The organism is Gemmatimonadota bacterium, assembly GCA_030747075.1.
GTDB lineage: Bacteria > ARS69 > ARS69 > ARS69 > ARS69 > ARS69.
Genome location: JASLLL010000033.1, coordinates 1 through 26,932, shown reverse-complemented (window position 1 = coordinate 26,932; position 26,932 = coordinate 1). Strand labels below are relative to the sequence as shown.

General features: G+C 65.8%; 20 protein-coding genes. 1 reads left to right on the top strand and 19 read right to left on the bottom strand.

Features of this window, described 5'->3' with window-relative positions:
- Positions 1-175: 175 nt before the first annotated feature.
- The 18 genes from QF819_09780 to QF819_09695 all read right to left on the bottom strand — a co-directional run bounded on the left by QF819_09780 (position 176) and on the right by QF819_09695 (position 24,026).
- On the bottom strand, positions 176-751 hold the full coding sequence (locus QF819_09780; protein MDP6803441.1) for a hypothetical protein: 576 nt from the start codon (positions 749-751) through the stop codon (positions 176-178).
- A 304-nt stretch (positions 752-1,055) separates the two neighbouring features.
- Positions 1,056-1,646 (bottom strand): hypothetical protein, encoded by a 591-nt coding sequence (locus tag QF819_09775; GenBank protein ID MDP6803440.1) that lies wholly within the window; start codon positions 1,644-1,646, stop codon positions 1,056-1,058.
- A gap of 7 nt (positions 1,647-1,653) precedes the next feature.
- Positions 1,654-3,855, bottom strand: coding sequence for a hypothetical protein (locus QF819_09770; protein MDP6803439.1), 2,202 nt, complete (start codon positions 3,853-3,855; stop codon positions 1,654-1,656).
- The gene (gene rsmA / locus QF819_09765; protein ID MDP6803438.1) at positions 3,852-4,682 is read right to left on the bottom strand and encodes a 16S rRNA (adenine(1518)-N(6)/adenine(1519)-N(6))-dimethyltransferase RsmA; all 831 of its coding nucleotides are present in this window, start codon (positions 4,680-4,682) and stop codon (positions 3,852-3,854) included. The genes QF819_09770 and rsmA overlap by 4 nt, the downstream gene beginning before the upstream one ends.
- Entirely contained in the window at positions 4,672-5,454 is a 783-nt protein-coding gene (locus QF819_09760) for a TatD family hydrolase (protein ID MDP6803437.1), read from the bottom strand. The genes rsmA and QF819_09760 overlap by 11 nt, the downstream gene beginning before the upstream one ends.
- Positions 5,451-6,995, bottom strand: coding sequence for a methionine--tRNA ligase (metG, locus tag QF819_09755; protein MDP6803436.1), 1,545 nt, complete (start codon positions 6,993-6,995; stop codon positions 5,451-5,453). The genes QF819_09760 and metG overlap by 4 nt, the downstream gene beginning before the upstream one ends.
- 65 nt (positions 6,996-7,060) lie before the next feature.
- Complete coding sequence (locus QF819_09750) at positions 7,061-8,275, bottom strand: peptidoglycan DD-metalloendopeptidase family protein (GenBank protein ID MDP6803435.1); 1,215 nt, start codon at positions 8,273-8,275, stop codon at positions 7,061-7,063.
- Positions 8,269-9,138 carry a permease-like cell division protein FtsX gene (locus tag QF819_09745; protein MDP6803434.1) on the bottom strand — a complete coding sequence of 290 codons (870 nt, stop codon included), beginning with the start codon at positions 9,136-9,138 and terminating at the stop codon, positions 8,269-8,271. Before QF819_09745 ends, QF819_09750 begins: the two co-directional genes overlap by 7 nt.
- Positions 9,135-9,872, bottom strand: a complete 738-nt coding sequence (locus QF819_09740; protein ID MDP6803433.1) for an ATP-binding cassette domain-containing protein — start codon at positions 9,870-9,872, stop codon at positions 9,135-9,137. Before QF819_09740 ends, QF819_09745 begins: the two co-directional genes overlap by 4 nt.
- A 26-nt stretch (positions 9,873-9,898) precedes the next feature.
- Entirely contained in the window at positions 9,899-10,891 is a 993-nt protein-coding gene (gene pdxA / locus QF819_09735; protein ID MDP6803432.1) for a 4-hydroxythreonine-4-phosphate dehydrogenase PdxA, read from the bottom strand.
- Positions 10,888-12,162 carry a peptidylprolyl isomerase gene (locus QF819_09730; protein ID MDP6803431.1) on the bottom strand — a complete coding sequence of 425 codons (1,275 nt, stop codon included), beginning with the start codon at positions 12,160-12,162 and terminating at the stop codon, positions 10,888-10,890. The genes pdxA and QF819_09730 overlap by 4 nt, the downstream gene beginning before the upstream one ends.
- 67 nt (positions 12,163-12,229) lie before the next feature.
- Positions 12,230-13,951 (bottom strand): peptidylprolyl isomerase, encoded by a 1,722-nt coding sequence (locus QF819_09725; GenBank protein MDP6803430.1) that lies wholly within the window; start codon positions 13,949-13,951, stop codon positions 12,230-12,232.
- A gap of 35 nt (positions 13,952-13,986) precedes the next feature.
- The gene (mfd, locus tag QF819_09720) at positions 13,987-17,433 is read right to left on the bottom strand and encodes a transcription-repair coupling factor (protein ID MDP6803429.1); all 3,447 of its coding nucleotides are present in this window, start codon (positions 17,431-17,433) and stop codon (positions 13,987-13,989) included.
- Complete coding sequence (locus tag QF819_09715; GenBank protein ID MDP6803428.1) at positions 17,430-19,532, bottom strand: BatA and WFA domain-containing protein; 2,103 nt, start codon at positions 19,530-19,532, stop codon at positions 17,430-17,432. The genes mfd and QF819_09715 overlap by 4 nt, the downstream gene beginning before the upstream one ends.
- Entirely contained in the window at positions 19,529-20,437 is a 909-nt protein-coding gene (locus tag QF819_09710; GenBank protein MDP6803427.1) for a DUF58 domain-containing protein, read from the bottom strand. The genes QF819_09715 and QF819_09710 overlap by 4 nt, the downstream gene beginning before the upstream one ends.
- Positions 20,434-21,453: a MoxR family ATPase gene (locus tag QF819_09705; GenBank protein ID MDP6803426.1), complete on the bottom strand. Its 1,020-nt coding sequence runs from the start codon at positions 21,451-21,453 to the stop codon at positions 20,434-20,436. The genes QF819_09710 and QF819_09705 overlap by 4 nt, the downstream gene beginning before the upstream one ends.
- Positions 21,450-22,862, bottom strand: coding sequence for a sigma-54 dependent transcriptional regulator (locus QF819_09700; GenBank protein ID MDP6803425.1), 1,413 nt, complete (start codon positions 22,860-22,862; stop codon positions 21,450-21,452). Before QF819_09700 ends, QF819_09705 begins: the two co-directional genes overlap by 4 nt.
- A gap of 63 nt (positions 22,863-22,925) precedes the next feature.
- Positions 22,926-24,026, bottom strand: coding sequence for an AI-2E family transporter (locus tag QF819_09695; GenBank protein MDP6803424.1), 1,101 nt, complete (start codon positions 24,024-24,026; stop codon positions 22,926-22,928).
- A gap of 175 nt (positions 24,027-24,201) precedes the next feature.
- On the opposite strand from QF819_09695, the gene QF819_09690 reads away from it, so the two are divergent.
- A complete protein-coding gene (locus tag QF819_09690; protein ID MDP6803423.1) occupies positions 24,202-26,493 on the top strand; it encodes a C25 family cysteine peptidase in 2,292 nt (763 codons plus the stop codon).
- 59 nt (positions 26,494-26,552) lie between these two features.
- Here the strand turns inward: QF819_09690 and QF819_09685 are convergent, their stop codons facing one another.
- Complete coding sequence (locus QF819_09685; GenBank protein ID MDP6803422.1) at positions 26,553-26,930, bottom strand: metalloregulator ArsR/SmtB family transcription factor; 378 nt, start codon at positions 26,928-26,930, stop codon at positions 26,553-26,555.
- Between the last annotated feature and the right edge of the window lie 2 nt (positions 26,931-26,932).

Sequence of the window (26,932 nt, the reverse complement as noted above, 5' to 3'; positions counted from 1 at the left end):
CGCCCCGTCGCGGATCGTTTCCGGTCCCCCGCCGCTGGACTGGCGGCGCGGCACAACGCCGCCGCAGAGCGCGGCGAGGAACCCGGGCTAGAGGATCGATTCCGTTCCAGCGACGCAGGTCAGGCGCCGCCGGACAAAGCCGCAGCAGAGCGCGGCGAGGAACCCGGGCTGAGAATTAACCGTCGGCGTCGTCCAGATCCCACTGCTTGATGACCTGAAGAAGACCGGCCTCGTCCGGATCCGGCAATATCAGAAGGCGCGTCTTCTGGTTCACCCGCCAACCATTCGACGCGTCCTTGAGGATCTCCATGTTCACATTACAGGTAACCTCCACCGCGCCCGGGTAATCGTTCACTTCGCGCTGGGACAGAATGTCCAGATCGAGGCTGATGTCCTCTACCGGAGGCTCGTCTCCGGAATAGTTCGGATCGAACATATGGTTGACCATGCCGAGTTCCATCGACCGGCCCCAGGAGTCGCCCTCCACCCATTCAAGGTCAGGGTCACCGCTGAGCGGGAAGAACTCGAAGCTGTCGTGCAGCAGTTGTTCGTAGTGTGTATAGAGGCGCTGGTTCCAGACTTCCTGAAGATACACCACCACATTGGAAATGCTGTCTCGCTCAGGAATCCGCGTGTCGCCGCCGCCGCCACCACCGTCATCCGAATCCGGACTCAAGGGACAACCCGGCAGGAACAACAGCAGAGCACACAGTCCGGAGAGAACTGCGAGGTTCCGGAGGCGATGAGTCATGGACACCACGGGCTTTCCCCTTCCAGAGATGGCGGGTTCAGGTCGACTGCGGGGCTAGGAACTTCATCGGCCCAATGGGGGGCCAACCGTAGCAACTTGCGCGCAACTCTCCCGAAAAAGGTCCTCTCAAGGGGCGTCCCCCGGCAGAGGGGACATCGGAACGCGGCCATTCTAGGGAAACCGCACCCGCGTGTCAATCCGGCGGAGAAATCTGTGCCACAGAGCAGTTGGAATCAGCCAGAATCCGCAAGCCTTCGCCATTCGCGGACTGTCCGGAGGAGCAGATCGGCCCCGGCGCTCCTCCCTACAGGCGGTTTCTCCCGCGCAGGAGCCCCCATGATTCGTGGCTCGGTGAGCTGGCGATGTCCGTCCACTCGTAAATGAACCACTCGCCGGAGACCTGCCGCACGCGGATCCAGGCCTCGCCCGCGTAGGTCTTCGTCTCTCCGGGCAGGTAAAGGACGAGCGAGTAGTCCTCCTTGCGAAGGCGATCGTCGGCATCCCCTTCTTCCGCAAGCAGCGTGAAGGCCACATCCACCGAGTCGACTCCGCCACGGATGCTCTCGGCGGTTTCCGTCTCCACATCCCGATCCCAGTCCGCCCAGGTGTTTTCTCCGGGACGCTCCACCTCCACCGCAAAGGAGTCGGTCTCGTCCGGATGGAAGGCGAAGTCCTCTGTCAGCGCGCGACGATAGTCGTTGAAGATCCCCTGCTCAAAGGCGGTCTCCAGGTTGAGGAGAATCAACTCCGGCGAAGTCGGCGGCTCCCAGACGGAGGCCTCGTCCCCGCCTTCCATCGGCGGGCGAGTCTGGAAGAGATCGCACCCCGCTCCCGCAAGCATTGCGAGCAGCGCAACCGTCAGCGCACCTCGAAATGGCGAATCCCCGTTTCCCACGGTGTCCTCACTCTCCCGGCTTGTAGTCCACCGACGCGGTGATGTTGAAGAAATCGCGCTCCACATTGGAGATCGTCAACCCGCTCTTGTGCGTGCGGGTCGCTTTGAGATCCAGCGAGACATGCTTCGTGATTCTCTTTCTCATGTCGAGCCCGAGCGAAAGTTCCTGCGTGCGCCTCCGCGTGGACAGAGTCCTTTTCCCCGGCCCCAGACTGTAGCGGTCGTCTCCGTCGCGAGCATACCGGAAGTTCAGTCGGACTCCTTTGACGGGTGTGTAGCGCACCTGCGTCAGCGTCCTGAATCGATGGATCTCCCGGGAGCGTGAGAAGAGTCGGCGGTTGTCCAGTCCGGTCCGGGAGTAGCTCCCCTCGTCCTGGAAATCCGCCGTCACCGTGAACTCCGACGACACACGCGGCGTAAAGGAGTGCTGTACCTTCTGGCGCGTCGAGAATGTCCGGTTCAGGAAGTTGTCCTCTTCCCGAAAGCCGTAGACCGCGTACCGCGCGTCAGCGGTGAACTCACCACGAATCGTCGTGCCTCCCAGCTTCCATGTGTACGACGGCGTGATCCGGTAGACATGGTCCGTCTTGTTGTCCGGGGACTTGGACGGGTGAATGTTGATCGACTCCGCCTGGCGAACCTCTATACGCAGGTCCGTATTGAGCGACGAGAAGGGGCGGTACCGCACCGTGAATGTCCCGCGCGTCGTCTTGAGATCCCGGTCCCCCCGGTTCCCGTCGAAGTCATCGTAGGCGTAGCGGTCCAGCGTCATGAAGAACACACCGACGAAATCCACATTCGCCGTGATCGCCTGGTTGTAATCAACAGAAGCCTGTTGCCTGTCGATCGACCCCGCCTGCGTGTTGTTGTAATCACGATCCTCCCGGGATCGATCCAGGCCGAAGCGCAGTCGGCCTCCCTCCCATCCCGCGTAGTCCATATCCACATTGGCGGACCGGCGACCGATGTCCGAATACCGCCCCGTCTGCAGCGAGTAGGTCTGTTCGTTCCGGGTCATCTCCACTTTGGACTTGACCGTCAGTCCCTCGAACACTTCCGCGTCCAGACCTCCCCGGACCGCCGACCGATTCTGTCGGCGCGTCTCCTGCAACCCGGCGAGAGAGTCCACGGCACTCAGGTACTGAAGCTCCCGGGTTGAGTTGTCGCTGATGATGCGCAACGCCCAGCCGGGCCGGAGGGTGTAGTTCAACGCCAGATTCATGGTGTGCCCGCTGTTGGCGTCGTCGGTGGTCTCCGGTTCCGTCTCACCGATACGCGTCTGCTCGGAACGCGCGCGCTCAATGTCTCCGGTGTAGTTGGCGGCCAGTTGCCCGCCTTCGAATGTCCGCGTGACCTTTGCTCCCCAACTGGGAGACACTCCGCTGTTCGATCCGGATGTCCCCCGGGAGACATAATCCCGCACGCTCGCAGACAAACCCGCCGAAGTTTCCACGCTGCCGAGAACCGGCACCTCCCTCGACAAGCGACCGCGGCCGTTGACGCTGGTGTTGCTTCCTTCGGATTCCAGTTCCGCGTTTCTCTCCTGCCGGTTGTCGGAACGCTGAACGCTGAGCGACGAGGTCAGATCATCCGAGAAGACAAAACTGAATGTGGACGAGATGGACCGATCATCGCGAAGTTTCCCGGTGGACTCGTTGAAGCTGTTCTGGCTCTTCAGGCGAGTGCTGACCGTGGCATGATCGGAGAGCGGGTAGTTGACATCGAACTCGTGCTCCAGCGTGAAGTCGTCCTTTCGCTCCCGGTACCGGGACGAGTACTTGGGGATGAACCGTGTCTCCAGCTGGATCCGCTCCGCAAGGATCGAGTCCGCGACCGCGGTGACCGAATCCCGGAGCGCGCGGATGGTGTCCGGGATCGTCAGCTCAAATCCGAAGGCGTCCACGAGCGGATCCGGACGCTCATCCTTTAGTTCATCGTTCAGGAGCCGCGCCAGTTCCGCTTCGGTGTCGAACTCCCACCAGAATCCGTCGATTCCTTCGCCGGGCTGCAACTCCTCGAACACGGAGACGGCACCGCTCTCGCTGACCATTTTCCTCGATGCGGTCGCGGCGGAGTCCGGCGTTGCGGAAGCCGCGCTCGTCGTGTCCGACGCGGACGAACCCTCCGCGGAGTCCGCGTGGGCCGGTGCGGCCGGGCACGCCGGAAGCGCACACACCACCGCCAACAGAACCCACCCGGCGCGAGTCACGCGCGTTCCTCCTTCGGCCCGGAATCCACGAGTTCCGGCCAATCCTCCGGTTCCAGCTCTTCGGGGCGCGCCTCTTCGGAGCGACCCAGCCCTCGGAGCCGCCGCACCAGCTCGCCTTCGGCGGCGACCGTGTCCTTCAGCGTCTTGCGGATCATCTTCCTCCGCTGACGATAAGCGCGATTGACGGCATCGGCCACCGCCGGGGACAGGCGACTGCCCGCGATCCGCTCCAGCGACAGAACGGTTGAGACCACCCCCGGCGCCGGGAAGAACGCGCCTGTTCCGACATCGAACTGCTTCTTCACGCGATACAGCAATCGCAGGAGCACCGCGGGCGCGCCGATCTCCCGCCCTCCGGATCCGGCGACCAGTCGTCGCGCGACCTCTCTCTGTACCATCAGAACGGCGGAATGGAAACGATCCGGACTGGTGAGAATCATCGACAGAATCGGGCCGGTGATGGAGTAGGGCAGATTGGCCACCAGCCGAACCGGATCGTTCGGGAGTCTGGCCGGGTCCACGCGAAGCACATCCGCCACGATGATCTCCAGGCCTTCGTGTCCGCCGAGTCGATCCGTGAGGCAGGCCGCAATCCCCCGGTCCAGCTCCACCGCCGTGACAACCGCTCCCGCATCCAGAAGCGGCCCGGTGAGCGCTCCAAGCCCCGGCCCGATCTCCAGCACGCGGTCCCCGGGTGAGATCCCCGCCGCGTCCACGATTCGCTGCGCCACGGCGCGGTCGTGGAGAAAGTTTTGCCCCCATCGCTTCCGGGGGACAAGGCCGTGACGCTCCAGAATCGCCGCCGGGCCCTCTTCGTCACGCGTCATGGGCCGCATCCGCTGGAAACCCGAAGAGCCGCGCCGCTGCCGCGTCCGTCAGGCGGCAGACCTCAGCCCGGGGAATCGCCAGCTTCTCCGCCAGCGTGTCCGCCACGAACGGCACGAACGAGGGTTCGTTCCGCTTCCCCCGGTGCGGCACCGGCGTCATGTACGGCGAATCCGTCTCCAGCAGAAGACGCTCCGCCGGGACACGACGCAGCACGCGATCCGCCTTGCCCTTGCCGTAGGTCAGCGATCCCGTGAACGAAATGTGGAACCCGAGAGCCACCGCACGCTCCGCGAGAGCGGGGCTCCCCGAGAAGCAGTGGAGCACGCCGCGAAGCCCGGCCAGGTCCGGGCTCTCCAGCGCCTCCAGAACCTCGTCGTGCGCGTCCCGATCATGGATCACCACGGGCAGATCCAGCTCCTTTGCCAGAAGCAGTTGCTCGCGAAAGGCGGTGCGCTGCGCTGCGCGCGGAGACCAGTCGCGAAAGAAGTCCAGCCCGATCTCCCCCACCGCCACCACTTTCTCTTCACGCGCCAGTTCGCTCAGTTCCCTCCGCGCGGCGTCCCCCCACTGCAGCGACTCGTGCGGGTGAATGCCGACCGCCGCGCGAACCTCCGCGTGTTCCCGGGCGATAGACACCGCGCGGCGCGACTCTTCCAGCCCGATCCCCGGCACCAGCATGCCATGGACGCCCGCGTCCCGCGCACGCGCAAGCACCGCCTCCAGATCTTCCGCGAAGTCGGGCAAGTTCAGGTGGCAGTGCGAGTCGATCATGGGGAAGCCGGCGGCGCGGGGGATTCGTCCTTCTTGATGCGCGGGAAGACCGGGTCGCCCGGGTTCACGCTCCATCCGGATCCCGCACGCCAGTCTGTGTCCACAAGGCCGGGCGCGGCGTCGCCGGCAAGCCCCAGGCGCTCCCGGATCAATCCCGTCCGCTCCGGCATCGCCGGACTCGCCAGTACAGACACCACCCGCACCGCCTCCAGAAGGTCCGACAGCACCGCGTTCAGTTCATCGCCGCGCGCGGGGTCTTTCGCGATTTCCCACGGCCGAAGTTCCTGCACCGTCCGGTTCGACTCCCGCACCAGTTCCCATGCCGCGCTCAGCGCTCCCGAAAGGTCGAACGACTCGTAGCACGCCAGTGCCTTCGCCGTCGCCCCGGTTGCGACTTCAGCCAGCGAAGTCCCTCCGCCGGCGCCCCGGGGGATCTTCCCGTTGAGGAACTTCGCCGTCATGTCCACCGTGCGCTTCACGAGGTTGCCGAGATCGTTGGCAAGGTCCGCATTGTACCGAGAAACAAAACGCTCCCAGTCGAAGTCCCCGTCCTTTCCGAAAGTAATCTCCCGCAGAAGGAAGTAGCGCAGCGGATCCGCACCGGTGATGTCCACGACATCCAGCGGGTTCACGATGTTCCCGAGCGACTTCGACATCTTCTCGCCGGAGTGGGTGATGAAGCCGTGCGCATAGACCGTGCGCGGGAGCGGCACCTCTGCGGCCATCAGCATGGCGGGCCAGATGATGCAGTGAAACCGCGTGATGTCCTTTCCGATCAGGTGGACATCCGCGGGCCACCACTTTTCGCAGCGCTCCTCATCCGATCCGAACCCGACGGCCGACAGGTAGTTCGTCAGTGCATCGAACCAGACATAGACCGTGTGTCCGGGGTCGTCCGGGAAGGGAATGCCCCACGACTCTCCTGCGCGCGAGATCGAGATGTCGTCCAGCCCCGCCTCCAGAAATGAGACCACCTCGTTGCGGCGCGTCGCGGGAAGAATGAACTCCGGATGCTCCCGAATGTGCTCCAGCAGCCGGTCCCGGAAGTGCGAGAGCCGGAAGAAGTAGTTTTCCTCCTCCACCCAGCGAGCTTTCTTCCGGTGGGTCGGGCAGACGCCATCCTCCAGATCCTTCCCGGTGAAGAACGCCTCGCACCCTTCGCAGTACCAGCCCTTGTACCGGGAGGTCGTGATGTGATCGCGATCACGAACGCGGCGGATGATCTCCTCGACAGCGGACCGGTGCCGGGGTTCGGTCGTCCGGATAAAATCGTCGAAGGAGATGTTCAGGCGTTTCCATGCGGCGCGGAACTCGTCTCCCATGCGATCGCAATACGCAAGCGGGGCCAAGCCCTCTTCCTCCGCCCGACGCGCGACATTGATGGAGTGCTCGTCGTTGCCCATGACGAAGAGAACCTCATCGCCCGCAAGTCGGCGTGCACGAACGAGGCAGTCGGCGGCGATCTTCTCGTAGGCCGTGCCCAGATGCGGTTTTGAGTTCACATAGTCAATGGCGGTCGTGAGGTAGAACTTGCGCTTCACGCGGACTCTCCCGGGCTGTGGGGTTCGGGAGTGTCCAACGGGAGGGACCGCCCGGTCAAGCAACGCTACCGGAGGCGCGCCGGGCCGAGCCACGGCAACGGGTCCACGGGTTCGGCGTCCTTGCGGATCTCAAAGTGCAGCGCGTCTCCCGTCAGCGATCCCGTATCCCCCACGGTCGCGACGCGCTCCCCGGCAAAGACCCCATCTCCCGCCGCCACAAACACACGCTCCGTGTGGGCGTACAGCGTGTAGTAACCGTTCCCGTGATTCAGGATGATGCACTGGCCGTACCCGGGGAGCCAGTCCACATAGTCCACGCGACCCCGGTGAACCGCGATGACCTCCGTTCCCGCAGGCGCCTGGATGTCCAGTCCGCCGCTGAAGGTCGAGGTGCCGAACCGGGGGTCCCGCTTCACGCCGAACCTCCTCGACAGACGCCCTTCCACCGGCCACGGAAGCCCGCCCTTCGCCCCGGCGAACCCGGTTCCGCCCGCCGGGAGTTCTCCTGCACGACGCGCGCGACGCGCCTGTTCCTCCAGCTCCGCCAGAAGTTCCTGCACGCTGGCGCGCGCCGACTCCAGTTCCCGGGCAATGCGCTCGTGGCCTTCCCGCTCTCCACGGACCGATTCGAGCAGCTTCCGGCGGTCACCCTGACTGCGACGCAGCCCGGCCTGCTCCTGTTCGGCATCCCGGCGGACCGCCTCCGACTCCGCGTGCCGCGATTCCAGTTCGGTGCTCGCGTCGGCCACCGCCTCCACGGCGACGCGCACATCCCGCTCCAGTCGGCGATCCTGCGCCGCCACCAGAAGCAGCCAGTCGAAGCGCCGCACGAGGTCCACGGCGGAAGTCGCGCTCAAGAGCACCTGAAGCCCGGCTCGCTCTCCGTACATGTAGATGTTCCGGAGCCTGCGCCGAAGAATCTCGCGCCTCTCGTCCAGCCGCGCCTCTTCCTGCACCAGCAGTTCCCCGGCCCGCGCCGCCTCCTTCGCCAGACTCTCCTCGCGGGCACGCATTCTGGATACGGCCGCCTCTCCTCGTGTAAGATCCGAGTCGATCCGGTTCAGTTCCGTAAGAACCCGCGTCTCCTTGTCCGAAAGAGCACGCGTTCGATCCCGCGTGCGGTCGAGGTCGGATTCAATCCGCTGAAGCTCCGTCTCCTCGCGCTGAATCTCCTCGCGCACCTGCGTTTCATCCGCGGCACCCCGGGAAACGGGAGGGAGCGCCACAAGCATCGCCGTCAGGAAGACGACCGCCGGACCGGGAAGCCGGGCGGTTACCATCGCCGCAGAAGCCCCTGAAGCGAGATCACCCCGCCAAGGCCGCCCAGGAACGCGCCGAACAGCAGGAACCCCACGATCGCTTCCGTGGGCGGAAACACCACGCCGCCCGCGCGGCCATCGAGGAAGGCGGCGAGCCCCAGAAGGAGCGCCATGGCCAGAGCCGCCGCGACCGCCCCCTGAACCACGCCCTCCACCACAAACGGCCGACGAATGACACCTGCCGTCGCGCCGACGAGCTTCATGATCTCGATCATTTCGCGCCGAGCGATCAGCGTCAGGCGAATCGTGTTCGCCACCACAACCAGCGAAGACAGCGCCACCACGATTCCGAGAAACAGATCCACCAGCACCAGCGCAACGATGATCCGGTTGAGACGCCCCACCCATTCGCGCCCGTACTTCACTTCCGCGACGCCCGCCAGTCCGCCAATGTCCTCGGCGACGCTTCGCAGGCGAGCCGTGGACTTCCAGTCATCGAACAGTGCGACCTCAAATGTGTCCGGCAGCGGGTTGGACTCCAGCGCGTCGAGCAGGTACTCCCGCTCGCCCAGTTCTCCCCGGAACCGCACGAGCGCCTCTTCGCGGGCGAGAAACACGAGGCCGGAAACCGCGGGGTGCGCACGCAGCGCGGCGTCCACCGCGAGAAGTTCCTCCTGCGGCGCGCCCTCTTCGACGAAGACGACGATCTCCACCTCCCGCTGGGCTGCCAGAATCACGGCGCGCAGGTTGACGGTCAGCAGAAGGAAGATCCCCAGGACGAACAGGGAAAGCGTCATCACCGATACCGAGGACAGCGCGAGGAGCGGAGCGCGCCGCAGGTTCAACAGTCCTTCGCGAATCGTGAACCCCAACGCCCGGCTCATGCGAACGACCTGGGGGAGTGTCCGGGGCCGGGAGTCGCCACCGGGCGGGCGATGGCGGCGACGGCGGAACCGGGGGGCGTATCCGAAACGAGCCGCCCCGAATCAAGCGCAAGAGTCCGTGCGTCGATGGCCGCGACCATGGCTGCGTCGTGAGTCGCCACAAGAACGCTGGTTCCGGCATCGGACACTTTCTGAAGCAGCGCGAAGATCTCCCGCGTCGTGTCGCGATCCACATTGCCGGTGGGCTCATCCGCCAGCACAACCAGCGGATCGTTCACGATCGCTCGCGCAATCCCCACGCGCTGTCGCTCTCCGGCGGAGAGTTCACCAGGCAGCGCGTCGCCCCTTCCGGAGAGTCCGACTGCCGCGAGCGATCGCATGACCCGCCGGTGAATCTGCGCGCGCGGCGAACCGATGACGCGCAGCACCAGCGCAATGTTCTCGAAAGCGGACCGGTCCGGCAGAAGCCGGAAGTCCTGGAAGACCAGCCCTATCTTCCGCCGGAGTCGTGGGACTTCTCGACGCCGGATGGTCCGGGTGGAGAACTCGCCGATACGGGCTTCGCCGACCGTCGGCGGCTCTTCCATCGAAAGAAGGCGGAGAAGTGTGGTCTTGCCCGCACCGCTGGGACCGGTGAGAAACACGAACTCACCCGGCTTCATCGCAAAGCTCACTCCGCGGAGTCCCCACCGCCCTCCGGGAAACTGCTTTCCGGCCTGGGTGATCCTGAGCATTCGCCACCCCTCCCTCCGTGGAGAGGCTATCCCGGAACGGGGAGCGTCGTCCACTCCGCCGCCAGTTCCGACGCGGCAAGAAGACTGTCCGTGCGAGCGGTGCCCCGGCCCGCGATGTCGAAGGCGGTTCCGTGGTCCACGCTTGTCCGCAGAAACGGAAGCCCCAGCGTCACATTCACGGCGCGGCCCCCGGAGAGCAGCTTTACCGGGAGGAGTCCCTGGTCGTGGTACATGGCCAGCACCGCGTCATGCCGGGTCACTCCGCTCCGGAAGTACGAATCTGCCGGGTAGGGCCCCTCTACCCGCCACCCCTTGCGGGCGGCGGCGGCGCGAACCGGTTCCAGCACTTCTGTCTCCTCCGGCCCGAGAAGCCCGTCCTCCCCGGCGTGCGGGTTGACTCCGAGGAGCGCGATCCTCGGTTCCCGCCCGCCGAGAACCGCGTGGACCTTCTCGCGAGTCAGACGAAGAGTCTCCAGCACACCGGAAACAGTCAGCGCGGAGGGAACTTCGGCCAGCGGGATGTGAACCGTCGCGAGGCTCACGCGAAGGTCGCCCGCCACGAACATCATCGCGACCGACGGCGCCCCGCAGAGTTCCGCCAGAAACCCGGTGTGCCCCGCGTGCGGCACTCCCGCGCTCCGGAGGGCTGCCTTGGAAACGGGTGCCGTCACCACGGCATCCACGCGCCCCGCCATGGCATCCCGCGCGGCGGCGGCCACGCAGTCCGCGGCCACACGCCCGGTGAAGGCCGTGGGCTGCCCGAAGGCAAAACCCGTCGGCACGGGCGCTTCACTTGCGGGGGAAAGGGCCGCGACTTGCGAAGACTCCATCCCGCGCGGCAGCGGATCGACCCCGGCCCGTGCGCATTCCGCGTCGAAGAGCCCGGGGTGCGCATACACCAGAACCCGCCCGTGCGCGGCAAGCGAGCCGTCAGCAAGCGAGCGCGCGACAATCTCCGGCCCGATCCCCGCCGGATCTCCCGCCGTGACGGCCAGAAGGGGACGGCGCGGGGGTTTCACGGCGTGTCCGGGGCGGCTCCGGCGGAGGGATCGTCGGTCAGCCGCAGTTCGATGTGGATCTCCTCGCGGACCTCGGCAACATACGCCGCAAGCACTTCCTGAACGCGGCCCTGGCGGAGGTACTCCTCGATCCTCGGATGCATTTCCTCCAGCGTCGCCGGGCGCTCCCCCTGGACCGCATTCAGGCGATAGATCACCAGATCGCCCTCTTCTTCCAGCGGATCCGTGATTCCCCCGGGGGCCAGTTCCTGAAACAGCGTTCGGTATGCGGGCGGAAGCGCGTCCACCGACACGACGCCCAGTTCCCCCCCGGAAGCCGCCGTGTGAGCCTCCGCGGACTCCGTCCGCGCCAGTTCCGCGAAGTCCTCTCCCGCGTGGAGTCTGACGAGGAGCGCCTCCGCACGCGCACGAAGCGAGGCGCGCGACGCGTCTTCGTCCAACAGGAACACGATCTGCCGCAGGCTGAGCATGTCTCCTTCGCGGGCGTCCACGCGGAGAATGTGCGCCCCCCGGGAGGTGACGACCACCCCGGACACGGCGTCCGCTGACAGATCCGCCACGGCAGAGGCGATGGGCGGCGCCAGGTCCGCAAGAAGGAACCTGCCGAGTTCTCCTCCGCGCGAAGCCGCCGGTCCTTCGGAGAAGACCGTGGCCAGGGCAGCGAAGTCCTCGCCGTCTTGCAGGCGCTGAAGCACTCTCTCCGCTCGCAGCACGGCCGTGCTGTCGCCCCCGCCAGGGTCCGTACGAAGTACAATGCGACTGAGGTCCAGACTTGCGGGAATCGGGGGAAGGTCCTCGCGATTCTCGTTCCAGTACGCAACGACCTCGCCTTCCGGGATCTCCACATCCGACCGCACTTCCCGCTCGACCAGCTGCCGAACCAGAAGCTGATCCTCGATCTTGTCACGGTATCGGGCCAGCAGCGTGTCCCGCGTCAGCCCCTCGCTCCGGAGCTGCTCGTCGAAGGCACTCTCCGACGGGAACCGGCTGCGAAGATCCCCGAACGCCCGGTCCACGGCCTCGTCGATTTCCGACCGCGAGACACGAATCCCCTCGCGCCTCGCCTGTACCAGGAGAATCCTCTCGTCGACCATCTGGTTGAGCAGCTGGCTCCGTGCCGCGGCGACGGCCCGGCCATCGGAGAGGTCCAGCGCCCCCTGCACGCTGGCCAGCGCCAGCTCCTCCTCCACCTCGGACAGGAGGATGATCTCGTCGCCGACCACCGCCAGAATCCGGTCGAGAACACTCGTCCCCGCCGAAGCAGCCGCCACGCACAGCAAAAGGAGGAGGGCAGGGAATCCCCCCGCCCTCCGGAAAGACCGCGAAAGCGTGTGCGGGCTAACCGTCATGTTCCTCTCCCGTGACGCTCTTGCCGATCAGCTGGAGAGCGTCGTCGTGAATCTCCACGCCCAGACTCTCCCGGCGAGCACTCAGCCACTCCTCGAAGGCACTCTCACCCCGCGCCTGCGCCATCTGCTGAGTAAGCATCTGTTCGACTTCCTCAAACTCCGCAACGCGCGCGTCTTCGTGCTCCAGCACCCGGACGGCAGCCGTGCCCGTCTCGGTGACGATCGGCGAAGACCACCCGGACCCCGGTTTGCGCGAGAACATGACATCCTCGACCTGTGGCGCGTAGTTTCCGCGTGCCAGCAACCCGGTCTCGGCGTCCTTGTACTTCGTCTTGAAGTCCAGGGTTACCTCGCACGCCACGATCCGTTCGTCCTCTCCCGCACGAATCCGACCCAGCCCGGCCCGAACGGCGTCTTCTTCCGTGTGAATCATCATGAGGACATTCACGCGTTCCGGCACATCGAACACGCTCGGATTGGTGGCCATCGTCGAATCGAAGAAGGCACGCACCTCCCCGGCCGGAAGGTCGATCTCCTGAGTGAACCGAGTGTGGAATGCCTCCAGATTGACTTGTTCGAGAATGCGGTCGTTCTTTCCCGCCACTTCGGGGTGCGTATCCAGCCCTCGCGCCAGGCACTCCACATGCAGAAGTTCCGGGTGCAGCTGGATTCTCTTGATGAACGCAACCAGCGCCCGTGCATTCATGGTCCGGGTGGGTCGGTTCGTCTGCGGAGCCTTCGCAATCCCCGCTGCGTAGTCACCGATCGTCCAGTCCCGTCCCGCGAAGGTCGCGAGAACCTGCGCGGCCTCGTCCCGGGTGGGGCTGGGGACAAACCGATCGGCGGGCGGAATCGTGTCGATGTCCTGCGCCAGATCCCGGGCGAGAACATCCTGCAGAGCACTCAGTCCGGAGTCGTTCCAGGTCAGGCTGTGCTGATCGCAAAGCGAGGCGTAGAAGTCCCTCATCGCCTCGAACTCCTTCATCTGTCGCACTTCGGTACGCAGCGTGTGGCGCAGTTCTTCCAGCGGAAGTTGCTCCGCGGGAACCCTCTCGTGCACCAGCAGGATGTGGTAGCCGTACTCGGTCTCGATCGGGCCGGTCAGCACGCCGACTTCCGCGTCAAATGCGGCCATCTGGTGCGGCGCCGCCTTGCTCGTCCACGAAACCTCTCCCGAGTGCCCGCCCTCCCGCGCGGTGGAGGGGTCCAGCGAGTGTTCCTGCGCGGCGGCCTCGAACGAAGTGGAGCCGGAGCGGATGTTTCCCAGAATCCGGTCCGCCTCTTCCCGGCTCCCGACAAGAATGTGGGACATATCCACATTCTCGGAACGGCGCTCGTAGAGATCGGCCACATCCTTCCCGGTCACCTCCACTGTGCCCTCCACAACTTCCCGGTAGAGAACGCCCGCCATCATGCTGCGGGCATTCTCCTCCAGTGCCGCGGTGACTCTCGGATCCATCGGCGGTCCGCTTTCCTCGGCCGCCTGCAGAATGATCCGGTGGTTCAGCACATCGTTCGCGAAGCTGCGACGACCTTCCATCGTGGCCACCTCAGGGCGGTAGGCCGGCGTAATGCTCTCCAGCGCCGCATGGAAGTCCGCAAGGGTCACCTGAATGTCCCCGGCGGATGCCACAACATCCTTGTCTCTTCCGTTTCCTCCACAGCCGGCCACGAGGGCCATGACCGCCAGCAGTCCAATCACGGTTCTCACGGCGATTCGCAAGGTTCCTGCCCCTTCCTTTGGTGTCATTCCACTACTCCGGAGCGCGGGACGGTATCAGAGTCTCCCAAGACCCGCAAGAGCGCCCGAATGGACTCCCGAACCTCCTCGGGAGTGAGAGCCTCCAGGCGCAGGCGAAGCCCCTCCCGCCCGTCCGCCCGGAAGGACAGATCCCCGGGGACCACACGAAGCAGTTCCTTCATGGTGGCGGGAGACGGGGAGCAGCCGTCCGCGAGCCGCAGCGTTGCGGCTTCTTTTCCGACAAACAGTTCCTCCACGCCTCCCGACTCGGCCAGAAGGCGCATCTCCTTGAGGAGTAGAAGGTGGCGAGCCGGGTCCGGAAGCCGACCGTACCGATCGCGAAGTTCCTCCTCCACACGCGGGAGTTCCCGCCGGTCGGACAGATCCGCCAGTCGCTTGTAGAACAGGATCCGCTGATCCGGGTCGTCGATGTAGTCCGGCGGGAGGAAAGCATCGACCTCCGCGGTCATCTTCACCACGGAGCGCTCTTCGGGCGGTGCCTCTCCGCGAAGCCGCGCGATCTCCTCACGCAGGAGGCGACAGTAGAGGTCGTAGCCGATCGCATGGACATGGCCGGTCTGCTCCGGGCCGAGGAAGTTGCCGACGCCGCGGATCTCCATGTCGCGCGTGGCCAGACGGAATCCCGAACCGAGGTCGGAGAACTCCTCGATGGCGCGAAGTCGCTTGCGGGCCACATCGGAGAGTTCCCCTCCGGGAGGCAGCAGAAGGTACGCGAAGGCCCGATGATTCGAACGCCCCACACGGCCCCGAAGCTGGTACAGCTGCGCCAGCCCCAGCGTATCCGCACGGCTCACAAGAATGGTGTTCACATTCGGCAGATCCAGTCCCGACTCGATGATCATGGTGGAGACCAGCACATCGCTCCGCCGGTCCAGAAACTCCATCATCACTTTTTCGAGTTCCCGCTCCGCCATCTGCCCGTGCGCCACATCAAACCGCAGCTCGGGAAGAAGCTCCCGCAACCGCTCGGCCATGGCGCCGATCGAGCGCACCCGATTGTGTACGAAGAAGACCTGCCCCCCGCGCTTGATCTCCCGGAGAATCGCCTTGCACACCACCTCGTCGGACGACTCCAGCACCTCAGTCTCGATGGGCAGCTTGTTCGGCGGCGGCGTGTTGATGACCGAGATGTCGCGCAGACCGCTGATGGCCATGCTCAATGTTCGCGGGATCGGAGTGGCCGTGAGCGTCAGGACATCCACAAGCCTGCGGAAACGCTTCAGCTTTTCCTTGTGCGCCACACCGAATCGCTGCTCCTCGTCGACGATCACCAGGCCGAGTTTCGGAAACATCACATCCTTCGAAAGAATCCGGTGCGTTCCAATGACGATATCGACCTCGCCACGGCCGATTCGGGCCACGGTCTGCCGAATGTCCTTCGGGGCGACGAAGCGCGACAGCATCTCCACAACCACCGGGTACGCGGCCAGTCGTTCACGAAAGGTGTTGAGGTGCTGCTGCGCGAGAATCGTCGTCGGCACGAGAACCGCCACCTGGCGACCCTCCGTCGCGGCCTTGAATGCGGCGCGAATGGCCACTTCCGTCTTCCCGTAACCGACATCTCCGCATACCAGACGGTCCATCGGCCGGGGGGAGGTCATGTCGCGTTTGACATCGTCGGTGGCGCGGCGCTGATCACGCGTTTCCTCGTAGATGAAGGACGCCTCCATCTCCGTCTGCCACTCTCCGTCCGGCGGGTAGGGGTCACGGCGGCGCTCGGTCCGGGCCGCGTGAATCTCCAGCAGTTCCGCAGCCATCTTCTCCACGGACTTGCGGGCGCGCGCGCGCACCTTCTCCCACTGGCCACTCCCGAGTCGATGCACCGGCGGCGACTCGCCCGACTCCCCGCCGACATACTTCTGCACGAGGTTGAGCTGATCGACCGGAACATAGAGCGTGTCCCCTCCGGAATACCGCAGGAGGAGACACTCGGACTCCACGCCTCCCGCACGCAGGAGATGAATGCCCGCGTAGCGCGCGAGGCCGTGTTCCACATGAACGACAAAGTCCCCCTTGCGAAGCGCGGCATAGTCGTGGATGGGTGCGCCGCCGCCGTGGCGAAAGGCCCGGTACCGGCGTCCCGTCCGTGCGAAGAGTTCGTGGTCGGTCAACACCACGAGGCCGATGTCGGGAATCGAGAAACCGTTTCGAAGCGACGCGACACGCAGATGCACGCGCTCCGCCAGCTCATCGAGCATGCCGCTCAATCGATCGGCCTGACCGCGGTTGTCGCAGAGGATGTGGACGGTATGTCCCTCGTCGAGAATCCCGGTCAGGCGCTCCCGGAAGACGGCGAAGTTGCCGCGATGGGCTTCCTGAGAGTGCACCCGAAGGCGTCGCGTCTCAGGGCGCGCGCCCTCCCCGGCTGCCAGCGCTGTGTTCACCGATTCGCCCTCGAAGAGCGCCAGCCGCAGCACGGTTCGCCGGGCCATCCCCTCGGCGATCTCCCCGGCGGCCGCACGCAGTTCCGATGGCGCGGGGAGAGAACGCCCGCGGGAAGTGAGCTCCGCGTGCGCTTCTTCGGCGGCGGCCATGGCGCTCGCGATCTCGTCCCGGACACGACCCGGTTCGTCGAGCACGATCGCGGCATCGTCGGGAAGGTAATCGAGCAGCGTGGAAGCATCGGGATGGAAGCGCGGCAGGTAAGACTCCACGCCTTCGACGAAGGGGTCCGCCCCGCGATCGAAGGGCAGATCTCCGCGCGCAGATGCGGACTTCACCACTTCGTCCGTCAGGATCAGTTCCCGCTGCGGGAGAATCGTCACCTTGCGCGACTCGCTGACGGTGAGCTGAGTGGCCGCATCGAAGGAGCGAATGGACTCGATCTCGTCGCCGAAGAGTTCCACGCGGATCGGATTGCGTTCGCCGAAGGGATAGAGGTCAATCAACCCGCCCCGCACCGCAAAGGTGCCGATCTCCTCCACCAGTCGCTCCCGGCGGAACCCCCGCACGGCCAGTGCGGTGGTCAGATCGTCGAGGGCGATCTCCCCCCCGGTGCGCAGGCGGAGTACCGAAGAGTCGAAGAGCGCACGCGGCAGCGTCCGCCCGGCCAGTGCCGACGCCGTCGTCACGGTGACGGGAGCACCGGCGGCGGCCAGCGCGGCCAGCGATTCGACCCGCTCCGCCGTGAGCCCGACATGCGGGGATCGGGAGTCGTAGGGAAGCACCTCCGTATCCGGAAAGTAGAAGACGGCGTCTTCGCCAAGGCACGCTTCCAGATCCCCGACGAGCGCCTCCGCCTCCTCCCGGGACGGCACGACGACGAGAAGCGGGCGACCCGACGCACACTGCAGGTGCGCAAGTGCCACGCCTCTCGCGGAGCAGGCCAGCCCGAGAAGCGTGGTGTTCCGGCTTTCCTGAAGGGCGTCCCGTGTCTCCCGGATCGGCGCGGCCCCCGCAAGCGCGTCGACAACCTCCGCGACCGAGTTCACGACGCCACCCGCGTTGTTCGATGCTCGGGAATGCGAAGGCGGCCCGCCAGCAGCATCTCCAGCGCCAGGAAGACCGCGGCGAACCACAGGAAGATCCCCGCGATCTCCCGGCCCGTACGAATCTCCGTGAGTTGCCGGACGATGCCTGATCCGTTCGCATGGAGTTCCCCGCGGCCCTGGAGACGCGAGTGGAGTTCCGCCGCACGGAGAGCCGCCGGATCGGATTCGGCGGCGGGGACGGTGGCGGCCACCGCGGCCAGCGTATCTCCGTCGGCTCCCGTGAATGTCCAGATCCCCGGAGCGCCCGCCCGGTCGAGCGAAAGCGCATACCCGCCCGCCTCCGGTTCCGGCACGACCGTTCGCGTCTTCCCGCCCGGGCCGGTCACCGTCACGGCGCCCCCGGCGGGAGCGGCCACGAGGTGCACCAATGCGCCCTCCCCCACGGACACTTCCCGGGTGGCGGGAGACGCGGACTCGGCGAGATACCGGACCGCCTCGTGCAGAAGTGGAAGGAAGGCGCCGGTCAGCGGGAAGTCGCTCCACTCCGGATGCAGCGACGAAGTGAACAGGAGCACCCGACCCGGAAGGAGCGCACTCTCCAGGATGGCGGCGTCGCCGTTCCCGTACTCCGCGAGAACGCGCGTACCCGGTTCCGCGCGAAAGCCCAGAGCGCGTGTGAAGCGCACCTCCCCGAGGGCGCCGGAGTCTTCGCCGAAGAGCCGGAAGAGCGGGTGCGACCCGTCCGTGGACACAATCCGGAAGGAACCGCCCGATGATGCCCTGCGCAGGCCCGTCAGGCGGCCGGGAAGAAACCGCTTCAGAAAGGTCCGGTCCCAGTCGGGGGCATCCGTCAGCGGTCCGGGGAACAGGAGGAGGCCACCGCCTCGCGAGAGAAACGCCTTGATCCCCTCCAGGCGGGCCGCGGTGAAGCGACCCGGATCGGCCAGCACGGCCACGGCGGCCGGGGAAGTCGACAGACCCTCGATCGCCCGCGGCCCACCCGTGATGACGGCGAACCCCCCGGGCGTGTCCGCACCCGGCGCCAGCGCGCGTCCCAGATACTGCCCGGCATCCGGATCCTCCGCCACGAGCAGAACGGGGATCCCCTCTTCGACACGAACGGTGAAGTGCCTGCGATCGTCTCCGGCCATCCCGTCTTCGTCATGGAGAAACACGCTGCCCGTGTGGAGGCCTCCCGCCCGGAAGGTCGTGCGGAAGACCACTCCCACGCGCGACGACGGCCCGAGATCCACCCTTCGACGGTCCACCAACTGACCGTCCACTTCAAACTCCACTTCGGCCTCGCCGGAAGGACGCCCGGCAGCGGCGGCCACCACCGCCCGGAACTCCACCGGGGTCCCCGCGGACAGGATCTGCCCGGACGGACCGACCGATTCCACCCACGCGTTGGACGAGGGATCTTCTTCCAGAGCGACGGAGTACGCGTGCACGCGCACGCCCTCCGGCAGCGCCTCCAGCATGCCCGAGAAGTCCGTGCCTGTCGGAAAGTCACTCACGATGTGAACTTCACGATTCGGATTCCGCGCGGCGGAGAGCACCGCCACCGCCTCGCGAAGCGCGCTCTCCACGGAACCGCCGCCCGCTCCCGCGCGCACCCGGGTGAGCCGGTCCCGCAATGCGTCCGGGCCTCGAACCGCAACCAGCGTCCCCCTCTCCCCGCCTGCCGCGCCCGGCGCAAGGAGAGTGATCTCATCGCCCGGGGAAAGCGAATCCAGCACCTCCCCGACGATCTCCCGCGCGGCGTCCATCCGCGTGCCTCTCGACGATGGGGCTCTCATGGAGAAGGTCGCGTCCAGGACGATCACGGCGGAGGTGGATGCGGATGCGCCGACCACATGGCTCGTCAGCGTCGGGCGCGCCATGGCCAGCGCCACGGCAGCGACAGCCAGAACGCGCAGCAGCAGCAGGAGCAGCCGTCGAATGCGCAGGCGCCGGAGGCTTCGCTTCTCCAGTTCCAGCAGAAAATCGAGCGTGGAGAAGTCCTGACGGCGCGCCGTCCGCCGACTGAGCAGGTGAATCACCACCGGGACCGCCGTCGCGGCCAGTCCCAGAAGGAACCACGGGTTCAGGAAGGTCATCCCAGACGGCTCCGCTTGCGCAGGTAGGCGTGGAGCGCGGTGTCGAACGGCGTGGAGGTGTCGATCGGGACATAGTCGACGCCCGCCTCCCGGCACCCGTCACGCAGCCTGGCGATCCACGCATCCACCGCCCCGCGATACTCCGCGCGCAGCTCCCAGGGGCGCACCAGCATCTCGCGGCCGGACTCCATGTCGCGGAAGATGGCCTCCCGGTCGAACCCGAACTCGCGCTCCGCCTGATCCAGCAGGTGAAACACGACAACCTCGTGCCGCCGGTGCCGAAAGTGCCGCAACCCGCGCAGCACTTCGTCGGGGTCGTCGAAGAGATCACTCATCAGAAACACCAGACCACGCCGACGGATTCGCAGGGCCAGCTCGTGGAGCGTTTTCGCAATCCCCGTCCCCGAAGACGGGCGCGCCGCCTCCAGTTCGGTCAGGAGCACGCGAAGGTGATGCCCGGCGGACCTTGGGGGAATAAAGCGCCGAATCCCCTGATCGAAAAGAAGCAGGCCGACAGAGTCCTGCTGCCGGAGCATCAGCCAGGAGAGGGACGCCGCGAGCGTACGCGCATACTCGAACTTGCCGACCTCGCCCGAGGCGAAACCCATCGATGCGGATGCGTCGAGCACCAGGTATGCGCGGAGGTTCGTTTCCTCCTCGAACTCCTTCACGAAGTAGCGGTCGGACTTCGCAAAGACCTTCCAGTCGATGTTCCGCACGGGGTCTCCCGGCATGTACTGCCGATGCTCCGCGAACTCCACGCTGAACCCCTTGTACGGACTCTTGTGAAGCCCCGCAACGAACCCCTCCACCACGGCACGCGCACGAATCTCCAGCCCGGCGAGGCGGGCGACCGTGGCCGCGTCCAGGAGGGGCGAACGGGAGCTCTGGCGCACCCGGCTCACGACGACACGGCCCCGGTCGCCTCCACACTTTCAACGAGCCGGTCCACGATATCGACGGGATCCACGCCTTCGGCCTCGGCGTTGAAGTTGGTGAGGATCCGGTGGCGAAGAACCGCCCGCGCCACCGCCTGCACATCCTCCCGGGCGGGGGTGTGCCTGCCGTCGAGAATGGCGCGCGTCTTCGCGCCGAGCACCAGATACTGGCTCGCGCGGGGACCCGCACCCCAGCTCACCCAGTCGCGCACGAACGCAGGAGCCGTATCCGACTTCGGCCGCGTCGCCCGCACCAGTCCGACGGCGTATTGCAGCACATCCTCCGCCACAGGTACGCGCCGCACGAGCGTCTGAAGTGAGAGAATCTCCTCGGCGCCCAGAACCCGCTCCAGATCCGCGTGGTAGGCGGAGGTGGTCTCCTCCACGATCCGGCACTCTTCCGCCCCGGTCGGGTAGTCCACATGGATGTGGAACATGAAGCGGTCGAGTTGCGCCTCGGGAAGCGGATAGGTTCCTTCCTGCTCGATGGGGTTCTGCGTCGCCAGCACGAAGAACGGCAGCGGCAGGTCGTAGGTGTTGCCGCCGGCGGTCACTTCGCGTTCCTGCATGGCCTGAAGAAGCGCGGCCTGCGTCTTCGGGGGCGTACGGTTGATCTCGTCCGCAAGAACAATGTTCGCGAAGACCGGTCCCCGGATGAACCGAAAATGCCGATGAGTGGTCCCCTCTTCCGTTTCCAGAACATCCGTCCCGGTAATGTCCGACGGCATGAGGTCCGGCGTGAACTGGATTCGGCTGAACTCCAGATCCAGAACGCGCGCCAGCGTGGACACAAGCAGCGTCTTCGCAAGCCCGGGCACCCCGACGAGCAGACAGTGGCCATTGGAAAGGATGGCGGTCAGGAGATCGTCGATCACGCGATCCTGCCCGATCACGACCTTGTGAACCTCTGTGAGAATCCTCCCGTGCGCGTCCTTCAGCCTTTCGACGGCCTGGATGTCGTGCGGTTCGTTCGATGCGTTCAAGCCGTTCCTCCCGGGAGATCTCCCCCGTCCGGTGTGCGCTTGCGTTCCCCCCCCTCTCGGGTGAGTCCGTACTTCTCGATCTTCCGGTAGAGGTTGCTGCGCTGCATGGCCAGCGCCTCCGCCGTGTCTTTCACATTCCACCCGTGGCGCTCCAGCCTCTGGCGGAAGAACGCCTGTTCCGACCGTTCGCGGAACTCGTCATAGGTGCTTGCATCCGCCGCGGGGTCGTCCCGGGTGCTCGCCCCGCCCGCCCCCGGTGCCGGAAGATCCGCCACGCTCAGCCGACTTCCGGACGCAAGGATGGCCATCCGCTCCACCGTGTTTCTCAGTTCGCGAACATTCCCCGGCCACGCGCGTACCATGAGGCGCTCCACCACCTCCGGGTCCACGGTCACGCCCGGGCACTTCTCGCGCTCGCAATACCGCGTCAGAAAGTGCTCCACCAGTCCGGCGATGTCTCCCGGTCGCTCGCGAAGCGCGGGAACGCGGATCGGCACCACATTGAGCCGGAAGAAGAGATCCTCGCGGAATGACCGGTCCTCCACGGCGGCCGGGAGATCCCGGTTCGTCGCCGCGAGAATGCGAACATCCACGGAGATCGCCCGCGATCCCCCCACGCGCTCGAACTGCCCTTCTTCCAGCACGCGAAGCACTTTCGCCTGGACGGTCGGACTCATGTCGCCGATTTCGTCCAGCAGAATGGTCCCGCCGTCGGCCAGCTCAAACTTCCCTTCGCGGCGGGAGGTGGCGCCCGTGAACGCGCCCTTTTCGTGCCCGAAGAGTTCGGACTCGATCAGGTCTTCCGGAATGGCCGCACAGTTGAGCTGAATGTAGGCTCCGTCCCGGCGTGTGCTCTCCCGGTGAATGGCGCGAGCCACGAGCTCCTTCCCGGTACCATTCTCTCCGGTGATGAGAATGGTGGCCTGCGTCGGTGCGACCTTCGCGATGCGCTCCAGCACCTGACGGATGGCGTCGCTCTCCCCCACGATGCGGTCGTCACGCGCCAGCCTCCGCCTTGCGTTGGCAATCTCCGAAGCCTGCCGCGACTGAGCCAGCCCGTTGCGAATGGTGAGAAGAACCCGGTCGCGGTCGGGAGGCTTCTCGAGAAAGTCGAACGCACCCAGCTTGGCGGCTTCCACGGCGGTCTGCACCGTCCCGTGGCCCGAGACCATGATGCACACGAGATCCGGGTGCGCCTTCCCGACGCGTTCCAGAAGCTCCAGCCCATCCATTCCGGGCATCTTGATATCGAAGAGCGCGAGATCCATGCGCCGGTCCGCCAGCGCGTCCAGCGCTTCCGGACCGGAGGCGGCGCACCGGACATCGTATCCTTCATACGAAAGAACCCGCTCCATCGAAGAGCGGATGGACTCGTCATCATCGACGATGAGGATCCGGGCGCAAGCCATCAGTGCCTCCGGTGCAGGGCAGGTACAGTGCGCGAGCGAGGGTAGAAAGCCCCCGGGACTGTGTCAAGACGAGCGAGGGCCGGGCAGGATGTCGCGGAAGACATGCCCGTAGATCTCCCAGACCGTCACGAAGAGCGCGGCGAGGATCGGTCCCACGAGAAACCCCGGAATGCCGAACAGGAGGATTCCGCCGGCGGTCCCGAGGAAGATCAGGAGGTCGGGCATCTGAGTGTCCCGACCCACAAGCCGAGGTCGCAGGAGATTGTCCAGGCTCCCGACGATGAGCCCGCAGAAGACCGCAAGGCCCACACCCGGCACCGTCTCCCCGGTCGCCAGGAGAATCAGCGCGGCGGGCACCCAGACGAGGGCCGTCCCCACCCCGGGGATGACGGATAGAAGCGTCATCATGGTGCCCCAGAATACCGCGCCCGGGATTCCGACCACGGCAAAGGCGACCCCGGCCAGCCCGCCTTGCAGAAGCCCGATCACGAGCGTGCCGCGCACGGTCGCTCTCGTGACGGAGGTGAACCGCTCCACGAGGCGGGACTCGGCGGGTTCATCCAGCGGGATGTAGTAGAGGATTCGGCGAAGGAGCGCGTCCCCGTGGAGAAGGAAGTGAAAGAGCGCGTAGACGAACACGAACGACTGGAAGAGAAACGCGACGGTGCCTCGCGTGGCGGCGGAGGCGCTGTCGAGAAGGAAGCCGCCCGCGCTGCCGACCAGGTCCCCCAGCCGGAGGAGAATCTGCTCGCGGTAGGGAACCAGCCGGTCCAGGCCGGGAAGACGCTCCAGCAAGACGGGCAGCGCGCCGGGGTTGGCGAGCTGCTCGTCGATCCAGGGGCGCACGGAGTCGGTAATGCGCAGCGCTTGCGCCGCCACCACACCCAGGATGGCGAAAAGCGGACCCGCCACACAGACGAGAAGCGCCAGGACCGTCACCATCGACGCCGCCGAGCGCTTCCCGCGAAGGAGGCCGACGATTCGCCGGAACAAGGGAGCGGCCAGCCCGGCGAACACTCCCGCCAGGAGAAGCGTCATGAGGAAGTCGCGGATCATCACGGCGAACAAAGCCGAGATGGCCGTGACGAGAAGAAGAAGGAATCCTGTCCGGAAGCGGTCCGCATCCATGTCGGAACGGTATCGCGGATCGGAATGACCCGCCACGGGAATCCTCACCTCACCGGATTCTGGAGTTCCCGGTCCGAGTGCGCTATACTCCGTGGGTTCTATCGATTCCCCCCGGATCGAGGCAGGGTGCGCGTGTCCCCGATCATCCGCCGGGGCATCCCCCGGTCCATTTCCATTCGCTGCGACTTCCGTAGCGGACCGAGGAGAGACCATGTTCCGTTCGATCCCTATCTGCCTGTTGCTGTCGGCCATGGTGGCCGGACCCGCAGCGGGGCGTGACTACACCACCGAGATGCTGCCGGAATCCCATGCGATTCAGCTGGAGTCCTCCGGGGTTCTGTCCACAGTCGTGACCTTCCGGACGGGGAGCTTCCAGATTCAGGACATCCAGGTCCACGGGGAGACCTACGGCATCATTCACTGGGACGGGGGCGTTCGCCTTCAGGAGACCGGACTGCCGGCAGTGCCGGGATTCCGCGAGTCTCTGGTGATCCCGGACGACGCCGCCGTCACCGCGACGATCGTGGCGTCGGAGTTTGTGGACTTTCCAGGAGTGCGGATCGCGCCTTCGAAGGGACCCATCACCCGAGATGTGATGCCTTCGGATGTGCCCTGGGAGTTTGGGGCCTCCTACGAGGAAGACGCCTTCTTCCCGGGAGACCTGGCACGACTCCGGGATCCCTACATCATGAGAGATGTCCGCGGTGTGGTCATTGAGGTGGATCCGTTCCAGTGGAACCCGGTTACCGGGACGCTGCGCGTCTACTCGTCGATCACGGTGGAAGTGAAGGCGACCGGCCCCGGGCATGTGAATGTCCTTGCGGACCGCCCTGACAAGCGGGTGGAGGAGTTCGAGAAGATCTACCGCCGTCACTTCCTCAACTACGAGGAGTTCCTTCGGTACACGCCGGTCGGCGAAACGGGCAGCATGCTCATCATCACCTACGACGCCTTTGCCAGCTCGATGCAACCGCTCGTGGACTGGCGGAACCGAATGGGCATTCCGACGACGCTCGTCACGCTTTCCGCCGCGGGCGGGAGCGCAAGCGGCGTGCAGTCGTATGTGCAGAACTTCTACAACACGGATGGAATGGCCTACCTCCTTTTGGTCGGTGACGGACCGCAGATGCCCTATCTCACGAACGGCGGAGCGGCGGCGGATCCTCGACTGACCCTGCTGGCTGGCGGCGACAACTACCCCGACGCCTTCGTGGGCCGGATCTCCGCGCAGAACGCGGCGCAGGTGGACCTTCAGGTGCAGAAGACCGTGGAGTACGAAAGCCAGCCGGACCCGGCCGGAACCTGGTACGAAAAGGCCACTGGAATCGCCTCAAGCGAGGGCCAGGGCTACGGGGACAACGGCGAGGCGGACTGGAGGCACATTCGGAACATCCGCACGGACCTGCTCGGCTTCACCTACACCCATGTGGACGAGTTCTATGATGGAAGCCGCGGAGGCGGAGACGCTTCGGGTTCTCCGTCCAGGGCCATGCTCTCTTCCGCGTTCAATGAGGGCCGCAGCTTCATCAACTATGCGGGCCACGGCACGGAAACCCAGTGGGTCACATCGGGCTTCTCTTCATCGAATGTGAATGCGCTGACCAACCACGACATGCTGCCTTGCATCATCAATGTCGGGTGCGTGAACGGCGCCTTCATGAGCATGACCTGCTTTGCGGAGGTATGGCTGCGCGCGACGGATTCCGGAGTCCCGACCGGCGGCGTCGCCATGTACGCGTCCACGGTCAACCAGCAGTGGGCCACCCCGATGCGTGCGCAGGATGAACTGGTGGATCTACTGGTCGCGGGTGCCAAGCGCACCTGGGGCGGGCTCTGCTTCAACGGTTCCTGCGACATGATCGACAGCTATGGATCCAACGGGATCAGCGAGTTCAAGAACTGGCACATCTTCGGCGACCCGGCACTGCACATGAGAACGGGCGCGCCGACCGCGCTCGCAGTCTCTCACGCGGGCTATGTGGATGCGGGTCTGGCCACCTTCGAGGTCACCACGGAACCGGGCGCGCTGGCCGCCATCAACGACAACGCGACGCTCCTCGGCTCCGCGTACGCGGACGGCGCCGGATTGGCTTCCATCCCGTACGACTCTTCCGTCATCGGGACACTCGCCAGTGTGGAACTGGTCGTGACCGGGTTCAACAAGGTTCCCAATGTGAGTACGGTGGATGTGGGATCGCCGCTGACCGGCGTATCGGAGTTCCCGCGCGGCGCCATGCTCGCCCAGAACCTGCCGAACCCGTTCGGGCCGGAGACGGTCATCTCCTTCGCGATGGCTGCGGAGGGCGTGGCTTCTCTGGAGATCCTCGACATTTCCGGGCGCCGCGTCCGGACGCTTCACCGGGGGGTCTTCTCCTCCGGCACGCACAGTCTTTCCTGGGACGGCACAGACGAGTCAGGCCACCGTCTTGCCGCAGGCAGCTACTTCTACCGGCTCACGACTCCGCTCGGAGTAGAGACGCGTCGGATGGTACTCCTGCGATAAGCACCCGGGACGGAGCGGGGCGCGGTCTTCGGGCCGCTCCCCGTCTCCTCAATCCACCCCTACAGCAGATGTGTTTCGATGTCCTGCGAGCGCAGTCGCTCGCCCGGAGCGGGGACTTCCTGCCGGGGCTCCGGAGCCGGGGCGGCTTCGGGAAGGGGGCGCTCCTCGCGACGGGAGAGAGCCTTCCTCCCGCGCGGGCGGCGGGGTGCCTCTCGTTCGTTCAGCAGACCGCGCAGGCAGTCGCGAATCTCGACACTCCAGCTTGAGGAAGGGGTAAGCCCGTATCGGATGAAGCGGCCCTCCCGGCGGTCCGCCACAAGCCCCGCATTGCGAAGCACCTTCAGATGGCGCGAAACCCGGGGCTGGGGGGCTCCCAACGCCTCCACCATTTCCCCGACGGTCCGCTCCCGCGTCCGGAGCAACGCCAGAAGTGCCAGCC